The 17,357-nt window shown below is 58.9% G+C and carries 11 protein-coding genes; 1 reads left to right on the top strand and 10 read right to left on the bottom strand.

The genetic code is table 11. The features are described 5' to 3' along the window. Positions 1-296 precede the first annotated feature (296 nt). The 5 genes from ONB52_18435 to ONB52_18415 form a co-directional block, all read right to left on the bottom strand. Positions 297-1,160: an AgmX/PglI C-terminal domain-containing protein gene (locus ONB52_18435; GenBank protein ID MDZ7418111.1), complete on the bottom strand. Its 864-nt coding sequence runs from the start codon at positions 1,158-1,160 to the stop codon at positions 297-299. Between the two features lie 203 nt (positions 1,161-1,363). Then, positions 1,364-2,227, bottom strand: coding sequence for a hypothetical protein (locus tag ONB52_18430; protein ID MDZ7418110.1), 864 nt, complete (start codon positions 2,225-2,227; stop codon positions 1,364-1,366). 818 nt (positions 2,228-3,045) lie between these two features. Continuing rightward, positions 3,046-3,798: a hypothetical protein gene (locus tag ONB52_18425; GenBank protein MDZ7418109.1), complete on the bottom strand. Its 753-nt coding sequence runs from the start codon at positions 3,796-3,798 to the stop codon at positions 3,046-3,048. Positions 3,799-4,136: 338 nt separating this feature from the next. Next, entirely contained in the window at positions 4,137-4,841 is a 705-nt protein-coding gene (locus ONB52_18420; protein ID MDZ7418108.1) for a DUF5683 domain-containing protein, read from the bottom strand. 283 nt (positions 4,842-5,124) lie between these two features. Further along, a complete protein-coding gene (locus ONB52_18415) occupies positions 5,125-6,885 on the bottom strand; it encodes a GWxTD domain-containing protein (protein MDZ7418107.1) in 1,761 nt (586 codons plus the stop codon). Between the two features lie 96 nt (positions 6,886-6,981). Here ONB52_18415 and ONB52_18410 point away from each other — a divergent pair, with 96 nt between their 5' ends. After that, on the top strand, positions 6,982-7,131 hold the full coding sequence (locus ONB52_18410) for a hypothetical protein (GenBank protein ID MDZ7418106.1): 150 nt from the start codon (positions 6,982-6,984) through the stop codon (positions 7,129-7,131). 1,183 nt (positions 7,132-8,314) lie between these two features. Here ONB52_18410 and ONB52_18405 read toward each other — a convergent pair. The 5 genes from ONB52_18405 to ONB52_18385 form a co-directional block, all read right to left on the bottom strand. After that, positions 8,315-9,151, bottom strand: a complete 837-nt coding sequence (locus tag ONB52_18405; GenBank protein MDZ7418105.1) for a tetratricopeptide repeat protein — start codon at positions 9,149-9,151, stop codon at positions 8,315-8,317. A gap of 25 nt (positions 9,152-9,176) precedes the next feature. Then, positions 9,177-9,662, bottom strand: coding sequence for a sigma-70 family RNA polymerase sigma factor (locus tag ONB52_18400; GenBank protein ID MDZ7418104.1), 486 nt, complete (start codon positions 9,660-9,662; stop codon positions 9,177-9,179). 1,294 nt (positions 9,663-10,956) lie between these two features. After that, a complete protein-coding gene (locus ONB52_18395) occupies positions 10,957-14,175 on the bottom strand; it encodes a CHAT domain-containing protein (GenBank protein MDZ7418103.1) in 3,219 nt (1,072 codons plus the stop codon). Between the two features lie 228 nt (positions 14,176-14,403). After that, positions 14,404-15,456 carry a 2-oxoacid:ferredoxin oxidoreductase subunit beta gene (locus ONB52_18390; GenBank protein MDZ7418102.1) on the bottom strand — a complete coding sequence of 351 codons (1,053 nt, stop codon included), beginning with the start codon at positions 15,454-15,456 and terminating at the stop codon, positions 14,404-14,406. Position 15,457: 1 nt separating this feature from the next. Next, positions 15,458-17,239: a 2-oxoacid:acceptor oxidoreductase subunit alpha gene (locus ONB52_18385; protein MDZ7418101.1), complete on the bottom strand. Its 1,782-nt coding sequence runs from the start codon at positions 17,237-17,239 to the stop codon at positions 15,458-15,460. Positions 17,240-17,357: the final 118 nt, after the last annotated feature.

Raw genomic sequence — 17,357 nt, 5'->3', positions numbered from 1 at the left:
TATGGTGGGAATCGCTTTGCTGATCGCAACCCTGTGCCAACGCAAAGCACATGCCTTGCGCGGCAAAACAACTTGTCGAAAAGGCGGGACCGCACAACTCGCGGCAAGACAAATGGCAGACTCGGTTTTACGGCCTTGCAGGCGAGCGTCTCTTTCTCAGCTTGGCTGGATACGGAGCGACCACGGCAAGGGAAACAAGCACCGGGCAATGTCCATGTGGTAAGTTGCTTTGCAACGCTGACAAGCAAATGATGAACGCCGCATGGGCACGGCAGGAAGGGCTGCTGGTGGGGAGTTCACTCAACGGCATAAATCGCAAAGCTCGCAGCCTGCAGCGAGTCGCCGAAGACATAAGTCAGTTGATAACGGGCCACACCGGCGTCATCGCGTGATTCGCCAAAATCCCGCCAGTGCCGCATCTTGTCCAGGATCTTTTGTTCGAGGCCCGGCGCCCGTAGTGTGCTGTTTATGATTTCGGAGTTGTTGAGCTGTCCCAATGGATCGACTTCAAAGCGCAGCGTCAGGCTGCCATAAAGCGCGGGATTGTTCCGCAGCTCCCGTTGATAGAGATCGGTAATGGCCGGAACATGGCGTTGGATCACGGTTCTGATGGCCTGCGGATCTCGGCCACCAACACGCCGGCTCTTGAGCCCTGCGAGGGCGGGAGGAACACCGGTGCGAAGCTGCGGCGCAGTCGTGGCAGCCGGTGCAAGCGGCATGAGGCCGGCAGGGCAAGCACGGGACGCGCTTCCTGCCGCCGCGCCGGCATTGCGCGGGATGGAACCACGAAGCTCAAGGGCAGCGGTTTGTGGCAATACTGTTGGTTCGAGTCGGGAGGCGGCGGCGAGCGAATCCAACGTTTTGAAGGCGAGGGCAAGAACACTCTTCAGCGTGTCAATTTGCCCAGCCTGCTGCGCGATGGTGGCTTTGAGACTCGCATTCGTGGCGCGCAGTGTGGCAATTTCCCGCTCGAGCGCGCGACTTCTCCTTCTGATTTCGAGAATCTGTTGCAGGGTTTCCTGCAACGTGTCGGCAGGTGCGAGCAGGAGACCGGTGCTCAGCAAAAGACCAAGCGTCAGCCCGAGCGGCCCCCATCGGCGGCGGGGCGGCGTGTCATGCGCGTTGTTGTCGCACGCAGGATTGAGGGATGAGGGTTTCATGGCAGCTTGTGCCGGCCTGGTTTGTGGTCGTTTGCCGTTTTGCCGTGCATTGTCCCCGGGCACCTGCCCGGCGGGGGAACAAATCTCACAATCTTTGAGATACATGAGAGCTTTGCTTCCTTATCAAAAGGTCCGATGCGATGTCGGCTGCAGCCACAGGTTTAAGATTGCACCACACAAGCAGCGATACCACGGGTGCATGGTCACCGCTCGCTGCCAAAGACGTAGGTTACGAGATAGGAAGTCTTCGCGTGTTCAGCAGTCGCCGGGAAATCCCGCCACAAGGCCATTTTTTGCTGGATTTCTTCGAGAAGGCGCGCCGCAGCAACCTCTGGTCTCAAGCCATTCTCGACAACCTGGGGCATCCTCAAGCAGCCTCTGGCATCTATTGCGAAGCGAATTTTGACATGCCCTTTCAGCCCGGAGGTCATCTTGAGGTGTCTGGCGAACAAATCCGCCAGGGCAGCATTGTGCTTGACCAGTTCCTGCCGAATGAGCTCGACATGTTGTTCATCGCCGGCAAAGTCGCTGTTTGCCATGATGAGGTCAACCAGATCGGTGTGCCGCTGCTGCAACGGGCGATCGAACCCCGAGTGCGCGGCAAGCGGTTCGGGCGCAAAGGATTCGATGGTGACTTCCGGTGCGCGATTCTGCTTTGCCGGTACCAATTCAACCGCGCTGGAATCCAGGGAGCGTGGCTCTTGCGTGTGCTCGTCACGCAGAATATCCAGCCTGCCCAGGAAAATTTCTCTCTGCACTTGCAGTCGGTCAACAGCCTCAGAGAGATGCTGCAGTTGCCGGTCGAGCTGGGCAGTCTCCTCGTTGAGATTTTCGATTTGTTGTTGGATCTGAACTTGTCTCTTCCCAGTCTCACTGAGGAGGTTTCGAAACACCCTTATGCCCGCATTGATCACCTTCATCGACAGAAGGACGATGAGCAGAAGAAGGATGATCGCAATGTATTGCTTTCTGGCCCTCCGCGAAGTCAGCTTCTTGAAGAGCCGTTTCGCCGGTTTTGATTTCATTATGCTGAGCACCAGCGCGAGTATTTCCTTCCACAGCATCATGCACCCCCGGATTTCCTGTCTTGCCAGCGATTCCCGCCGCAAGCCGTTCCGGCGCCCAAACTCGAGGCGTGCGACGGAACGTTCGCCCCGAGCAGGACATGGCGCCCGGTTCTTTCACCGGTTGTTGGGCTTTGCGAGGGCCAGGCAAGTCTGCCGGCAAAGTGAAAGCGCCTGCCCTCGGCATCGATTTCAACTGACATAATGCCCCAGCTCTCTCAAAACGGTAATGATTGAAAGAGATTCGATGAGCTAATGTGAAAGAATGAATATTGCCGTGCGCTCCCCGGTTTTTGTGGATCCGGTGCATAAAGTCCAAGTTGATGAGGTGAGACAATTGAGACGTGAAACGGGAGGTGGGAGTCTTCCTACAGCCCCAAAACGGAGTTCGACAGCTCAGGATTTATTCGCGCAAAAATCTCGCCAGCAAGCAGTTTCTTGAGAAATGGGAAGGTTCCCAGACAATGACGGTTGCAGCAAGTGAAAAAGTGGACGGATTTGTAATTCGCATTTCATTCTTGTCACGACGAGTCGCCGCCGAAAATAGATAAACAAAAGCCCCGGGCTTTCACTTGTCGTCCGGGGCTTTTGCCATTGCAATCAGAATGCCGACACTGCATTGTCCGGGCGCGACAGAACTGCGCGGGAGCCATCCGTGGCCGACGCGCCGATCTTGGCGACCATTGTCCGCATTCCACCCATAGTCTGAACTGCGCCGCTCTTGCATTGGCAGGCACGCTGGTGAGATGAGAAATCTCAACACTGACCGGGGAGGATTTTCCCACTGTCACCAGCAGGGGCTCACATCACAAGCCGTGAATTCAACTGAAAGCCGGGCTTTCCTCCATCTCCTCTTCATCCTCCTCCTGCCCGTCGAGTTTTTCCGAGCGGCTCCAGCGTGCCCGCGCCACCGAAGCCAGACGCAGCAGCAGCAAGCCGCCAACTCCGACCCCCACCCACACGTAACCAGCCCGTGCCACACTGGTGTCGCTGTCGAGCAGGCTGGCCTTGCCGTCGCTATCAAACTTGAAGCGCACGCCATTGGCCGCGGCATGCGTTTCACCGCCTGCCGGCGGAAACGTGAAACTCAAAACGGTTTCCTGATTGATCAGCGAACCTTGATGCACGCACGCCTCCGCCACGTCTTCAAACAGATGATTCGTGATCTGCACTTCGCTGGGCGGACGCAGCATGGCGTACCAATGATAAATGAAAAAACGGTCCGGCACAGCATTGGGAGAGACGGGCGAACGAAATGCAAAATAGGTGCTGTCGGTCCGGAGTGTGCGCGTCCCGGTTTTGAGTGCGACATGACTGGCGTAATAGGCCAGAATCAAATCGTGCCCGCGGGAGAGCTCGAACTCATCCAGGCGGCCATCGCCGTTCTGATCGATCTCCGGCAATGCCACCAGCAAGGCTTGCGGCGAAATCTCCGATTCAACCCAAATGCCGCGTTTTTCCAGTCGGATCTTGGTTTTGGTGTCAAAGGGATGGAACGCAGGCTCGGCTTGGCCGGGCAGATTCAAACAGAGCAAGGCTATTCCGACTGCTGTGAACCACTTTCGATTTTTCATGTCCATTTCCCAGTCTCATCTTCTTCCTGAATGATATGGTGAATGCCTATCCTCGTCGTGCAGGGCATGCGGGCCGGCACGACCCTGAGGGAAGCAAGGCACGAGCAACAGGGATAACTTGCAAGCAACAGGCGATGCTACAACACGCGGTGTGAAGTATCCACACGCCCTTTCAAGGCAAAGGCGGTGCCAAACAAGCCGGCGGCGGCGGGGCAAAACGGCATCGGACAGGCCGTCTGAATCGCCTTGAGTTATGGGGAAGTTGTCGCAAACGGCGGGTTGGAGCGTCGAACGCGGTGAGAAAATTTTTCCCAGTTATTGTAATGAGATTTCTCACTTCAAAAGCTTACCTGCCAACTCAAGCCGGCCACAATCTTCCCTGTTGTGGGCAAGGGCAGCAGACTCACCGCGGGCGGCGGTTGTGCTGCAGGTGAGGCCAAGGCGTCAAAAAACGAATACACCCAGATGCCGCTGGTCAGCAGCGCCGAAAGGTTGCGCGCCCGATTGAGAGTGTTGTAGCGGCGGTAAGTCGTTTCCGCCTTGGCAATCGTCGCCGCGGAAAGATAATTTTCCCGCGCTTTCTCGCGGCGCAGATGCAGGGCAGCGGTGAGCACCACACCCGCGCCGGCGCCGGCCATCAACAACCGCCCTTTGGAAGTTTGGTTTTTGTGCAACTGGCCCAAACCCGGCAACACCAGCGAGCGCAGGGCGGCCTGCGGCCGGACATCAGGAATTACCAGATAGCGTATCGTTCCGCTGCTGTGGCCATTTCCCAGAGCCAGATTGGCTTTAAGTTGATCCAGAAACTGGTGAATCTTGGGCGAAACATACAGCGAATCCAGTTTGAGATCCGGCGCCAGCGACAGCGCCTGTTCGAATTGTGACTTGGCCTCGAAAAAATCACCCTCACTGTAGGCAATCACCGCCAGCACCTGATGCACTTCAATCACCTGCTGCGGTGTCAGACGTTGCCAGTGTTGCAACGCTCGTTCACCCGCCTTTTTGGCGGCGGCATAATTCAACTGTTGAAACGCATTTCGCATTTCACTCACCGCCTGAGTGTTGGTCTGAGCAAACATCGCTGAATCAGCGGTCAGGCTCAACCACAGGGAAAGCGGTGCGAGAAAAATCTGATGGGGCCCGAGTTTCATGCCTGTGCGGGTATGGATCGCCAACACGTGCTTTGTACACCGTTCCTGTTCGGCAGTAGAATAGTGACCAAAGCGGTTGGATGCGGATTTTTGTGAGGTGGCGGTTACACTCGGTTGGAAGAGGAGCAAAGGCCGGCAAGGGGCGGCGGAGACCGGAGCAGGAGCAAGAGTCCGCTCACTCTTCGATCACGATCTCGCGTTGCATGCTGGCCAGGATGCGGTGTGTGCCGGTCTCGCGCACCGCAATCTCGATACGATGCGGGCCTTTGTCCAAATCTTGCAGTGCAAGCGCGATCAGTTCTGCCGCGGTGTCGCCGGTGAGGGGTCGCTCGTGTGACACACGCAGCGCCGGGGCGCGCGTGGCGGTGCGGGAGCGACCGGCGGTAATTTCATAGCTCAGCTCATAGCTTCCCGCCAAACCCGCCGCCTGCAGGTTGTAGATTTCGAAATAGCAAAACACCGGGTGGCGCCGGCGCAGCACCGGCCACGGGTAGGGCGCGAGCACAAGCTCCTGCCGGACGACCCGCGGCAGCATGCGGGCTTGCCTGTCATTGTCGATCTTCCAATAAAATTGGATCTCGCTGAGCTGCAGACTGTCCGTCGTGAAGGCGCGAACCTGCAGGGGCCGGGTGGCAATGCCAAAAGCTGCGGTTGCGGGATTCTGCACTTGCAACAAGAGGGTCACGTGTTGCGGCGGCGAGATGATGGCGAGCAGGCCCGCGGCATTGGACAGATTTTCCTGCGGCAGCCAGGACAGCGGAAAGCAAACGCGTTGCTGCTGCGTGGCGAGCGTCTCGCGGTTGGGATCGCGCAGCAAACAGGCAAAGTCAACCGCGACGCTGTCGCCGGCACGGTCTTGCTGGTGATCGACAAATTGTTTGGCGAACGGTGCGAGCAGGGTGATTTCCACGCGTGTTTGGCCATCAGGCGCACGGAACTGGACGATGCTGTGGGAAAACTGCAGTCGTTTGCCGGGCGCCGGCTCGTGTGCACTTGTCGGCGCGACCCGGCGGGCGGCGGCACATTCCGCTTCATGTTGCCAGGCAATTTCCAACAGGCGTTCATTGGGCGAAGCCGGTGCGCCGGGTGAAAGCTCGCCACGGCGGCTGAACATGGCAGCCTGCAGCAGTTCCATTTCGAGGCGACCCACTTCCTCCGCGGTGCGCACCATCACCGGCGCCACACCGGCGCGCTGCTTGATCAAATCCCCCCATTGCCACGCCAGATTGCGACGCAGACGGGTTGCCACCAGTTCGGTGAGACTGCGCACCTCCCGAAACCCGGCGCCCTCGCGCTTGAAATGCACCACGAAATCATGCGTCACGTTTTCATAGCTCCAGGTTTCGTTGGCAACCACGAGGTAGTGCTCGTCGGGAACTTGTTTGAAGGGATACAGCCGCCTCACCTGGGCGTGAGTGATGAGATTGAAGAAAGCGATGCGGCGGTACCCGCCGGGATCCTGAAAACGCCGGTGGGGCTTGCCATACTTGAGATAATACCTGCCGCGGTCATCGCAATAGGGCGGCCCGGCAGCGGGAAAGTACTGTCGCACATACTCGCGCCGGCGCAAATGCTCGAGCAGGCGCTCATTGTGCGGGCGAAAGGGATTGGGGTTGTTCGCTTTCCAGTACGAAATGATGCAGGCCTTGCGTGCCGGCAGTGTGGGCAGACTGTCATAGTCCCGCTGTTCGCTGTCTGCCAGCAGCAGCCGCCACTCGGCTTCGAACTCCCGCACAAAAGTGAGCGAGTCCGCCTGCTGCAGAGCAGTGAGATATTGCTGCTCCGCGCGCAATGAGTCGTCGGCGAAATCCGGACGCTGCCCGGGCTGGGCCCGCAGACCGGCAACCAGAATCGCACAGGCGGCCAATCCCGCACCGAGGTGGCAGCGCAGCAGGGGCCGGCGCTTGGCAGCGGATGCGTGTTTAACATTCCACATGAGAATCACCGGCAACGGGCATGAGTGATTGCAACTCTGCCTACACAAATGCCATGCGACTTTCAAATCGCAGGCAAAATTTGTGGAAAGAGGGGAATGCTGAGCGACAGTGATTTTTATCTGCGTTCAGTAATAAGAATCTGTGCTCAAAAAATCTTCGCGGTCGTGATTGCTTTCCCCGTTATGAAGATCGCGAGGTGGCAGCGCACGCCGACGGCGGCGGCAAGGCTTTGGGCGGCAGAATGATTCTGGCTGCGGGCAGGCGAAAGACGGTCAGAGAATCAGCGCGAGAAGTGCACTGTCACAGAAACGGCAACGGGCTGGCACAGTATTTTGTCATGGCCGTGCGGGCATTGCGAGCAGGCGGGGCATGACACCACAGACCGGAGCAGCAGGTGCAAATGTTCAGCCACTTGGAGAAATCCACCGCCCGGGCGTTCTCGATTCGCAGCAACTTTTGATTGGTGCATGCCTTCGTTGATCGGGCTTCCAAAGGTTCCCAGTGCCCGGGCGGTTTTGGGCGTGACTAAATTCTTTCGACAGGCGAAACAGGCGCTTGAGTGGTGACGTTCTTCGCCGTGTCATGCGCGCTGCCTGCGATGGCCGCAACAAACCTGCTGCAGCTCAAGCGGCGGCGGCGGCGGCGGCTTGCTGGGCTTTTTTCCGGCGTTTAATCCGGGCCTTCAGCTTTTGCCGGCGCTCCATTCGCTTGCGGCGCTGTTTGCTCTTGCTTCTCGCCATATAACTCCATAGCCAGTTTGATAAAGGTGAAAAACCGGGGAAAGTCAGTCAAAACGTGACCCAAAATCTAGTCGCGCCGGACACTTTTGCAAGTTTTTTTTGGCCATTCCCTGCCGGCAAAACGCGTTGAATCGGCTGTGGCTGATGCGAGACCCGGGGCATAAAAACTCTGTGTCCTTCAGACAGCCCCACAATTTACCGAAAGAATAGCTTTTGTACCTGAATTTCAAATCCAGATTGATCGCCTCCGCGAGAGACGCTGCTTGGATCGCGACAGCCAACCACCCAAGGGGTGGTACATAAAAAAATTTTGCGGGCAACGTTGCTGTCAACTCCGGCAGCAGTGAACTGTTTTTATAGTGAGGCGGCATCTCGCATTCCCAAAACTCCGTTAGGAGTGACCTGCTTGGCCCTCCTTGAAAAAAACGCGCCAGATCATGGGAAATTTGACAGGCCACTCCTGACGGAGTTTAAAGACACGCAAGATGCCCATATCTACAAACTCCTGACGGGGTTTTGTGAATACACCATTGCTTCCGGGCAACCGCAAGCCAGCATGCAAAATTCAGGTTGTAGCAGGCCCTTCAGGGTCGCTGTCTGCAGGCACGACTCCCAGAGTTCATTTTCATCATGAGGGCTGCTGCGCACGGCGTGACAGATTATGCGGGAATGAATGCAAGCGTGCGGTCTATTGACGGAGAATTTTCCCGCGGGCCGCGGGGCTGTAGAGCGAATCGCCGCGGGCCGCGAGTTTTTCATAGAGAAGTTGTGCTTGCTTGGGATCGTCTTTCAGGCAGGCTTCGGCGAGGAACCACTGCGCGGCGGGATCATCCGGCTGGCGTGCAACGAGTGCTTGCAAAACTGCACGCGCGGCTTGCGGCTGTCCACTTCGCAACAGGCTGACGCCCTGGATCAGTCGCAACTGTGGCTGATCGGGCAGCACCTGTATGAGTTGGGCGAGCAATGACAGGGCTTGCGGGTATTGCTGCTGCGTATAAGCGGCCCGGGCTTTTTCCCAAGTTGCTGCCAGAGCGGAGTCCAGCACACCGGCGGCACGGCTGCTGGTGGACCATTCCGGCTGGCGCAGAAAGGCCGGTGTTTGTCCGGCAAATATCGAAGGACCCGCTGTGCCGGCTTCATCGAAATGGCCGGCGGATTGGTTGGCAGCCCTGTACTGATACCGGTCCAACCAGAAATAGCCGGCCCCCAGAAGAAGCACAAGCACGGCATAGCCGGCCAGGGCGGGGCCGTGAGCGCGCAGCCAGCGCAGCGCGAAAGGCCCGGGGGAAGCATGCATTTTTTTGTGGAGAAAATTCCCGAGCAAGGCGGGGGAGTGACGGGGTGCGAAAATCAAATCACCGTGACGTTTCATCACCAGGGCTGTTTTTTCCATGAGCAGCAGGTCGCGACTGCACTCGTCACAGCCCAGATAGTGTTCCTCGAAATCACCGCGTGCCGGCTCAGGCAGCTCGTGACGAACATAGGCGGCAATGATTTCGAGACGGTCTTCATAGGTGCATGACATGGGAACCTCGGCAGGCTTCTCTCCCTCACGAGTAAAACAAGGATTGCATGGCCGGATCTTTCAAGCAGAGTTTGCGCAGGCGTTTGAGCGCATCGGACTTCAGGCTGTAAACCTTGTCAGCAGGCAGACCCATGATCTCGGCCACTTCGCCTTCTTTCAGCCCTTTGTAGAACACCAGCTTCAGAACCTGGACGTAATTATCCTTGAGACGGGAGATTTTATCGCGCAAGCGGCGGGCCAGATCGCTGGCTTCTGCCTCGTCACGAAAAATAACACCGATACTCTCGGCCAATTCGAGAGGTGCGTTGCGGCGCCGTTGTATACCCTTTTTGCGAAAGTGGGTTTGCGCCACGTGGTTGGCGATCCCGAGGAGAAAAGTGCCGGGCTTGGCGTTGTTGAGACCCCTGTAGTTTTGACAACTCTGCAAGGCCGCCAGCATCGTCTCTTGGACCACCTCCTCCAGATCGGCATCGTCAAGATGCCAGTTCTTCATCAGATAATACTTCACCATCAACTGGCGCGAGGCAATCCATTGGGGATCAAGCGATTTGGGATCGTCAGCGATGTTTCACTCCTCCCTGCGCTTGAATGCAATCATCTCTACAGCATATTTTCCTCACCATTTCCCAAAGTTGCAACATCCTGAAACTCGCAGTGAGTCCGCACAGCCAGTTGGGGTCTTATATGACTGAACGGGGGAGAACTCACCCCAGGGCCCTTCTGAGTTTGCTGAGCAGGGAAGCGCCGTAAAATAACGTTCTGCCCTCTCAAAAGCAAACGCAGTGATGGTGAAATCTCCCGGCCCGGCCATGTACGCCTGCCGGCGACAGGGCCGAGCCACAGTTGGCCGACTGTGCCGCATGTCTTGTGCTTTCTTTCACTCCAACCTGAAAGGACCAAAGACCATGCGTGCAGTCATTGCGTTGCTCGCGGTGTTGGCATTACTGGCATTGCAGGCCTGTTCCGCCAACCTGCCGACCGCGCCAGAAAGTCAAGAAGTTCCCTCCCTGCAGAGCAACATTGGAAACACGTGCCAGGGTATCGAAGATCCTCCGCCGCCTCCGCCCGGCAATCCCGGCGGTTGATCCCCTGCTTATGCTGTAAGCTGCATCATGCGCCGGTGCCCACAGCCGGCGCATGAAATTTTCTGGTTTTCCCCTGCCATTTTTGTCGGGCCATGCAGGGTTGTGCGGTCAGGCTCAATCTGCTGCCGCCTTCCCACGAACCGGCTGGCAAAGTTCATGAGGCCAAGGGTGGGGGGGATTCCCCTGTGTCCCACTTCGATGCGGCCAACCGGACAGCGCAGGATGAGAGCGGATGGCAAATGCGCCCTCCTCGGCAAAGCAGGTGTGGCGGGCGAAAGTTCACCGGGCAAGGCTCCATCAGATCAGCAGGATGCCGCAGCCATACTCACCTGTTGTCTGGATTCCCGCTGTCACCAATTTCTCCAGAAATTCATGCCAGACGAGTGCAGGACAGCAGTGCGCCCTTCAATAACGTGTGGAATAGCCCGGGCATCCCTGCCTGCAGACAAAATGTCTGCGCTGCGTCCCCACTCGTAACTGAGGCATTGCGGATGGCAAGACTTTCAGCTTTCTGGTCAGGCGCGTAACCTGCCCCCTGGAGAAACGTTCGCCGTTGGGAGGATTTTGCGGCGCGCATGATGCCTGCCTGCCTTGCAAAGGGAAATTCCGGGCCGCCGGTGGGTCTGCTGAAAAACACGGACGGCATCATGAAGTGTTGGCTGACCCGAACCCGCAGGGGTTTTGCCTTGACCCAACCTCTGTAATTGTGCACACGGTGAGCTAATGGCGAGCGCCGGAGGCTCTACGCCTTGGGCGTAGTCGCGCCCAAAGGGCGCTCGCCAGAATAATCAAGACAATGGCCGCTGCATACCAGACATTGAAGGAGCGTGGCGGCGGCAGGGCGACCTGCCAATCTGCGCCGTAATAACAGAAGCCGGCCCAGTTCAGCAGACTGGCATGGCTATCGTGCAACATCTCGAGCTTGGCCGTCTGCAGCGCGCGCACAGTGGATTGGCCGCGCCGCAACGCCGCGTAGTATGACGCAAAGAAACGCGCCGTGGCCTGGTCTCTGACCGTCCAGAGGCTGGCGATCACGCTCGGGGTCCCCGCGGCGCGAAAAGCCTGCACAAATCCTGCAAACCCCTCACCATTCAAAAAAATCCCACGCGCGGTTTCACACCCGCTCAAAATGGCAATCCTGGCGGCGAGTGTCTGTTCGAAAATTTCAAAGGCATAGATGCGATCGAGCGAACTGTCGGCGTTGTTCGCCAGCAGAATCTCCGCATGCAGCGGCTCGCCGGCCTCGCTGAGAGCATGGCTGGCGATGTGCAGCCAGTCACATTGCGGCAGTGCCGCCAAGACGTTGGCGCGGGTGGCGTTGCTGCCGGTCAGCAGGTGATCCACCCTGGTGTTGGCCCGGATTGCTTCCAGCTCATCCCGGCTGCCCGGCAAATCCTCGCGCCGGCGGCGCATGCCGGAGGACAATGCCGCCGGGGATTCACTGTAGCGCAGGGGATCGGCCACCAACAAAAAGGATTTGATGACGAGCGGCTGCGGCGCCGGCGGCTGCAACGATTGCAACGACAGGCCATAACGAATAGGATGGCGTTCGAGCAAAAACGCAGCACGCCCGCCGGCCGCCGGTTCGGTCACCAGAATCTCAAAAGGCAGGGCGTGCAAAACGCCATCGGGAACCACGGCCAGGTTTCGTTCCTGACGCATGGACAACGGAGCGGCAACCAAAAGCCGGTAGGCGGTGTATGCCGTTGTGGTGTCAAAACCGGCAACTTCACGCGCCAGCCTGTCAGCATGATGCAGTGCCAGCATCGGATGCATGCGCGCAAGCAGCGGCTCCAGTTGCTGCCGGCCGGCGGCGATCTCCCAGCCCTGCAGCGTATCGCCGGCCACTAAAAAAACCAGACTGAGCGAATCGTCGACAAAAAAACTGAGGGCCACTTCCTGCCGGCGAGCCAGCATTTGGCGCAAGTTGTTCAAGGCCGCCTGGTCAAAAACAACGGACGGTTCACCGGCACTGCCGGGCAGACTCTTTATCAGCTCCTGGCGCTGCAATTCGGCGGCAAGCAGCAGCGCTTCAAACCCGGGCTCTTGGGAAGCTTGCTTTAAACGCTGCCGCAGGATCAAAGAATCGAGTTGCGCCAGCCGGGCGTGCAGGGATTGCAAGGAATCGGAGCCCTGCAGCAGGTGGGCCTGCCAGCGGCGTCGTTGCACCACCAGATCGCGACTGCGCTCCGCCAGGCAAATTGCCTCGGCGGTTTGCCCGGTACGCCACAGCATGCGGCTGAGGCCAAAGAAGATGGCGCGTTCTTCGCCGGCCAGAGAGGCGGACTGCTCCAGCGAGGCGGTGCGTACGTTGGAGATCACCACCTGCAAGGCAGCGCGATAGATTGCGAGCGCACGCGTCAGATCGCCGGCGCGGGCAAGGGTTTCTGCCAGGCCGGCAGAGGCCTTCAAAAAGCTGAGATAGTCCGGTGCCTGTTGCAAACGGGTGAGTGCGCTGGTGAGGAGGTGTTGAGCGGGCTGGAGCTCGCCGGCCCGCAAGTAAATTTCACCCAACGCAATTTTGGCTTCCACCTCCAGATCAACGAAACCCGCTTGTCGTGCTGCGGCGGCAACTTCGCGCACAACGGGCAGCGCCTGGGTATGCCGCCCCAACATGCTCAGCAAACGCCCGCGATCGAGCACGATCGTCAAGTACAACCTGCGGTTCTCCCCCGCCTGGGTCAATGCCAGTGCGCTGTCACAATAGGCCAGCGCTTCGCGATGACGTCCGAGCTGTTCATAGGCCTTGCTGAAGTGATGCAAAAAATAGCGCCGGTGCAACAGCGAGCCGAACTGTTGCATGCGCCTCTCGTTTTCCTGGAAGCGTGCCAGCGCCTGCTGCACCCGCCCGGCCTTGAGATCGGTGAGGGCAATGCTGTAAAGCAATTGAATGGCATATTCGCGCCTGCCGAGCGAGTCCGCGATGGCGGAAGCCCGCAGGAAATTGCGGGCGGAGGCCTGCCAGTGCCCGCGCGCGCGTTCCAGGCGGCCCTGATAATAAATTGCCGTGAGCAGGCTGTTGCCATCCGCAAAAAACTGCGCCTGCTCCTGCACGAATCTCAAATACTTCTCCGCCTCCGCCCAGCGGCATTGATTGAGCAGCTCCTGGCTCAAACTCAGCCGCAGGAGGTACTCCAGCTTCACGTTGCCGATCAGCCGCGCCAGCGCGAGGCTCTCGCTGCGCAGGCGCTGCGCCTCTGCGAGGTTGCCGCGCCCCATCTCCGTCTGGGATAAAACGTGCAGCAATTGCGCCAGCCCCTCTGGATCATTCGTTTTGCGGCAGACGGCAATTTTCCGTTCGAGAAGCCGCGCCGCTTCCTGGAAGCGGGACTGATAATTCAAGTTGTTGCCGGCCGTCATGCACACCTCCCAGGAGTCATGCCCCTGCTCCAGCAGGGCGAGAAAGAGGGCAGCGGCGTCGGCCGCCTGATTTTGGGATTGCAGCAAATAGGCGCGGGCATATTGCAGCCGCCAATTGGCCGGCTGTAATTGCTGCTGCCGCTGCAGAAACTCCAGGGCCTGACTGCGGTCAGAATTGTCGATGAACAGCTCATAGGGCTGCAGGTTGCGGCAGCCGAGTTCCAGTGCTTTCCTGGCTTGCACACGGGTTTGCGCCGTGTCGCGGAGAAAGTGATGCAACACGGCGAGTGCGCCCGCGATTTCTCCGCGATACTCTTTGACCGCTGAATCGGCGAGCAGCGTGGTGAGAAAAGCCAGGCCTGCCTGCGGCCGGCCCTCATAAATGAACAAATAGGCTGCGGTTGGGAAAACGCGCGGAAAGATTGGCGGTTGTGACAAACACTCCAGAATCAAACTTTGCACCTGGCGGTATTGCCTTTTGCCCATGGCAAGGCGGATCTGCAAATATTCGGCGGGAATGCCCTGCTCCGCTTCACTGTCGAGCGCAAACGCCGCCACCGGCAGCAGCGCGCCGAGCATCACCTCGCGGCGGATTCGCCTCAGCAGTTTTGCCCACCAGATGTCATCGTGCTTGCATTCTTTTAGTGGCCCGGGCTGGCACTGCCTGACAGGCGGCTGGCCTTGCGGCGGCAAGGCGGAAGATCGACGTGTGCGGCGCATGGCGGCCAATGCCTCTGGCTATGAGCAATGCAAAAGCCCGCGACCCGGGCATGATCGCGGGCTTTGTTTTTCACGTGAGGCGGCGGACTATTTGTACTCTTCCATGATTTGCTGCAGGACTTCGCGGCCCGGGCGCACGCGGCTTTCCGGCAGGGTGGCGAGCGGTTCGTCAACCAAATTCATTAGACTGATGAAATCGTCCAGCGTGGGATCAACGAAGAGGATGCCGGTCAAGACTTCCCCGCGTGCCCGCGCCTTGGCGAGCACGCGCAGGGCATCGGCCTTGCGCGCCGGGCTGTAATCTTCCGGCAGCTTGCTCAGCAGCAACCGCGAGCCATCGTGCAGTGTGACTTCCCGGGTGGTGCCGGGCGCATAATCCACCACGATGTCCTCGAAATAGGGCACAAAGCCGAGATCGCCGAGCTTCTCCTCATGCTCCTTGACGTAGTCATAGCTCTTGGTGGAGCCCTCATGATCGTTGAAAGTCACACACGGCGAAATGATGTCGAGCAGCACCGTGCCACGATGGGACACCGCGGCCTTGAGGATGGTGGTGAGCTGGCTCTTGTCGCCGGAGAAGGCGCGCGCCACGAAGCTGGCGCCCAATTCGATGGCCATGGCACACATGTCGATGGCGGGCAGCTCGTTGACCACACCGTTTTTGAGCCGGCTGCCCTTGTCGGCGGTGGCGGAGAACTGGCCCTTGGTCAGGCCGTACACGCCGTTGTCTTCGATGATGTAAATCATGGGAAGATTGCGGCGCATGAGATGGACAAACTGGCCCATGCCAATCGAGGCGGTGTCGCCGTCGCCGCTCACGCCCACGATCATGAGCTGGTGATTGGCCAGTGCGGCGCCGGTGGCCACCGCCGGCATGCGGCCGTGCACCGCATTGAAACCGTGTGACAAGCCCAGGAAATAGGCCGGCGATTTGCTCGAACAGCCGATGCCGGAAAATTTCGCGACACGATAGGGATCCACGCCCATCTCGTAAAAGGCGTCGATGATGCGTTCGGAGATGGCGTTGTGGCCACAGCCGGCACACAACGTGGTCTTGCCGCCGCGGTAGGCGTCACGGGCCAGGCCGAGACGATTGACTTTTGCCGCCGGCCGGCCGGGTGTTGCAGGGGTCTGTGCCATGTCAGCTCTTCTCCTGATTCAGAATCTCTTCCACGACGATGCGTGCCGGAATCGGCAGGCCGTTGTAGTAACGCACGCTGCGCAGTTTCGCTTTCACCGCCGCGTCGTGCTCCAGGCCCAGCAGACTGTACATCTGGCCGTCGCGGTTTTGATCCACCACGTAAATCCGCTGGTGTCTGCTGATGAATTCGTTCACCTCCCCGCCGAAGGGATAGGCGCGCAACCGCAGATAATCTGCCGGCATTTGATGTTGTTCGCGCAAAATATCGAGCGCCTCCACCACCGCCCAGTGGCTGGTGCCGTAGGCGATGATGCCAATGGCCGAGCCGCTCTCCTGCTCGCACACGGCACCGGGCACGCGCTGCCGCGCCGTCTCAAATTTGCGCGCCAGCCGGTCCATGTTGCGGCGGTAATCGCCCGGCCGCTCGCTGTACTGCGCCCGCTCATTGTGGCCGCTGCCACGCGTGAAATAAGGGGCTTTGGGATGTTTGGTGCCGGGCAGAGTGCGGTAGGGAATCCCGTCGCCGTCCACGTCTTTGTAACGGGCAAATTCCGCCACCTTGTCCAGGTCTTCGGCCGTGAGAACCTTGCCGCGGCGCAGCGGCTCCGCAGGATAGACAAAGGGATCCGACATCCACAAGTTCATGCCAAGATCGAGATCACTCATCACGAACACCGGGGTCTGCAGCTCCTCAGCCAGATTGAAAGCCTGCACGGCCATCGTGAAGCACTCCGCCACGGAACAAGGCAACAGCATCGGGTGTTTGGTATCCCCGTGTGAAAGCACCGCGGTCGGGAGAATATCCCCCTGCATCGTGCGTGTCGGCAGGCCGGTGGAGGGGCCGACGCGCTGGATGTCGAAAATCACCACGGGAATTTCCGCATAATATCCCAGCCCCACGAACTCGGCCATCAACGAAATCCCGGGACCGGAGGTGGAGGTCATTGCCCGCGCACCAGCCCAGCCCGCCCCGATCGCCATGCCCAGCGCGGCCAGTTCGTCTTCCGCCTGCACGATGGCAAAGGTGGCTTTCCCGGTTTGCGGGTCGAGGCGATATTTGTTCATGTATTCGATCAGCGTTTCACACAGGGAGGAGGAGGGCGTTATGGGATACCAGGTGACCACCGTGACTCCGGCAAACAGGCAGCCAAGCGCGGCGGCAGAATTGCCGTCGATCACGATCTTGCCGGCAGTGGCGTTCATGCGCTCGACGCGATAGGGCGGCTTTTCCGCAAAATTGTTCCGGGCAAACTCATAGCCGGCCTTGGCAGCCTCCCAGTTCATCGCGGCCGCCTTGGCCTTGCCCTTGAATTGCTTCAACAGTGCGCGCTCCACTTCCGCCATCTCGATGCCGAGCAGGTAGGCCAGCACCCCGTCATAAATCATGTTGCGCACCAGTTTGCGCAGTTTGGCCACCGGACAGACCGGCACCACCAGCTCGTCAAAAGGCACCGGATAAAAGATCACATCCTGGCGCAGTTTGTCGAGCTGCAGTGGCGCGTCATAGACCGCCACCGTCCCGGGCGTCAGCCGCATCACATCTTCATTGGCAGTTTCAGGATTCATCGCCACCAGAATGTCGATCGTCTCACGGCGCGCAATGTAACCGTGCTTGCTCACCCGCACGGTGAACCAGGTGGGCAAGCCTTGAATGTTCGAGGGGAAGAGATTTTTTCCGGAGACCGGTATCCCCATTTGAAAAATGGCGCGCATCAGCACCAGGTTCGAGCTTTGACTGCCGGTGCCATTGGCGGTCGCAACATGAATATTGAAATCATTCACGCAAACTTCGCCATTTTGCGCAGGGGTGGGGGGTTGGGATTGAACCGCAGTCACCACATTACACCTCTTGACTCAGTTTGAGATTGAAAGGTTTGGGCAATTCTGGCACAATGGCGGC

Source organism: candidate division KSB1 bacterium (assembly GCA_034506255.1).
Lineage (GTDB): Bacteria > Zhuqueibacterota > Zhuqueibacteria > Zhuqueibacterales > Zhuqueibacteraceae > Coneutiohabitans > Coneutiohabitans thermophilus.
This window is presented reverse-complemented; position numbering and strand designations above follow the sequence as displayed.

Coding starts and splice junctions, on each gene's coding strand:
- ONB52_18415 (MDZ7418107.1), bottom strand. CDS start 6,885: ATGTGGAATGTTAAACACGCATCCGCTGCCAAGCGCCGGCCCCTGCTG.
- ONB52_18390 (MDZ7418102.1), bottom strand. CDS start 15,456: ATGGCACAGACCCCTGCAACACCCGGCCGGCCGGCGGCAAAAGTCAAT.
- ONB52_18395 (MDZ7418103.1), bottom strand. CDS start 14,175: ATGCTCGGCGCGCTGCTGCCGGTGGCGGCGTTTGCGCTCGACAGTGAA.
- ONB52_18425 (MDZ7418109.1), bottom strand. CDS start 3,798: ATGAAAAATCGAAAGTGGTTCACAGCAGTCGGAATAGCCTTGCTCTGT.
- ONB52_18405 (MDZ7418105.1), bottom strand. CDS start 9,151: ATGTCATGCACCTATGAAGACCGTCTCGAAATCATTGCCGCCTATGTT.
- ONB52_18430 (MDZ7418110.1), bottom strand. CDS start 2,227: ATGATGCTGTGGAAGGAAATACTCGCGCTGGTGCTCAGCATAATGAAA.
- ONB52_18400 (MDZ7418104.1), bottom strand. CDS start 9,662: ATGGTGAAGTATTATCTGATGAAGAACTGGCATCTTGACGATGCCGAT.
- ONB52_18420 (MDZ7418108.1), bottom strand. CDS start 4,841: ATGCGAAATGCGTTTCAACAGTTGAATTATGCCGCCGCCAAAAAGGCG.
- ONB52_18435 (MDZ7418111.1), bottom strand. CDS start 1,160: ATGAAACCCTCATCCCTCAATCCTGCGTGCGACAACAACGCGCATGAC.
- ONB52_18410 (MDZ7418106.1), top strand. CDS start 6,982: ATGCTGAGCGACAGTGATTTTTATCTGCGTTCAGTAATAAGAATCTGT.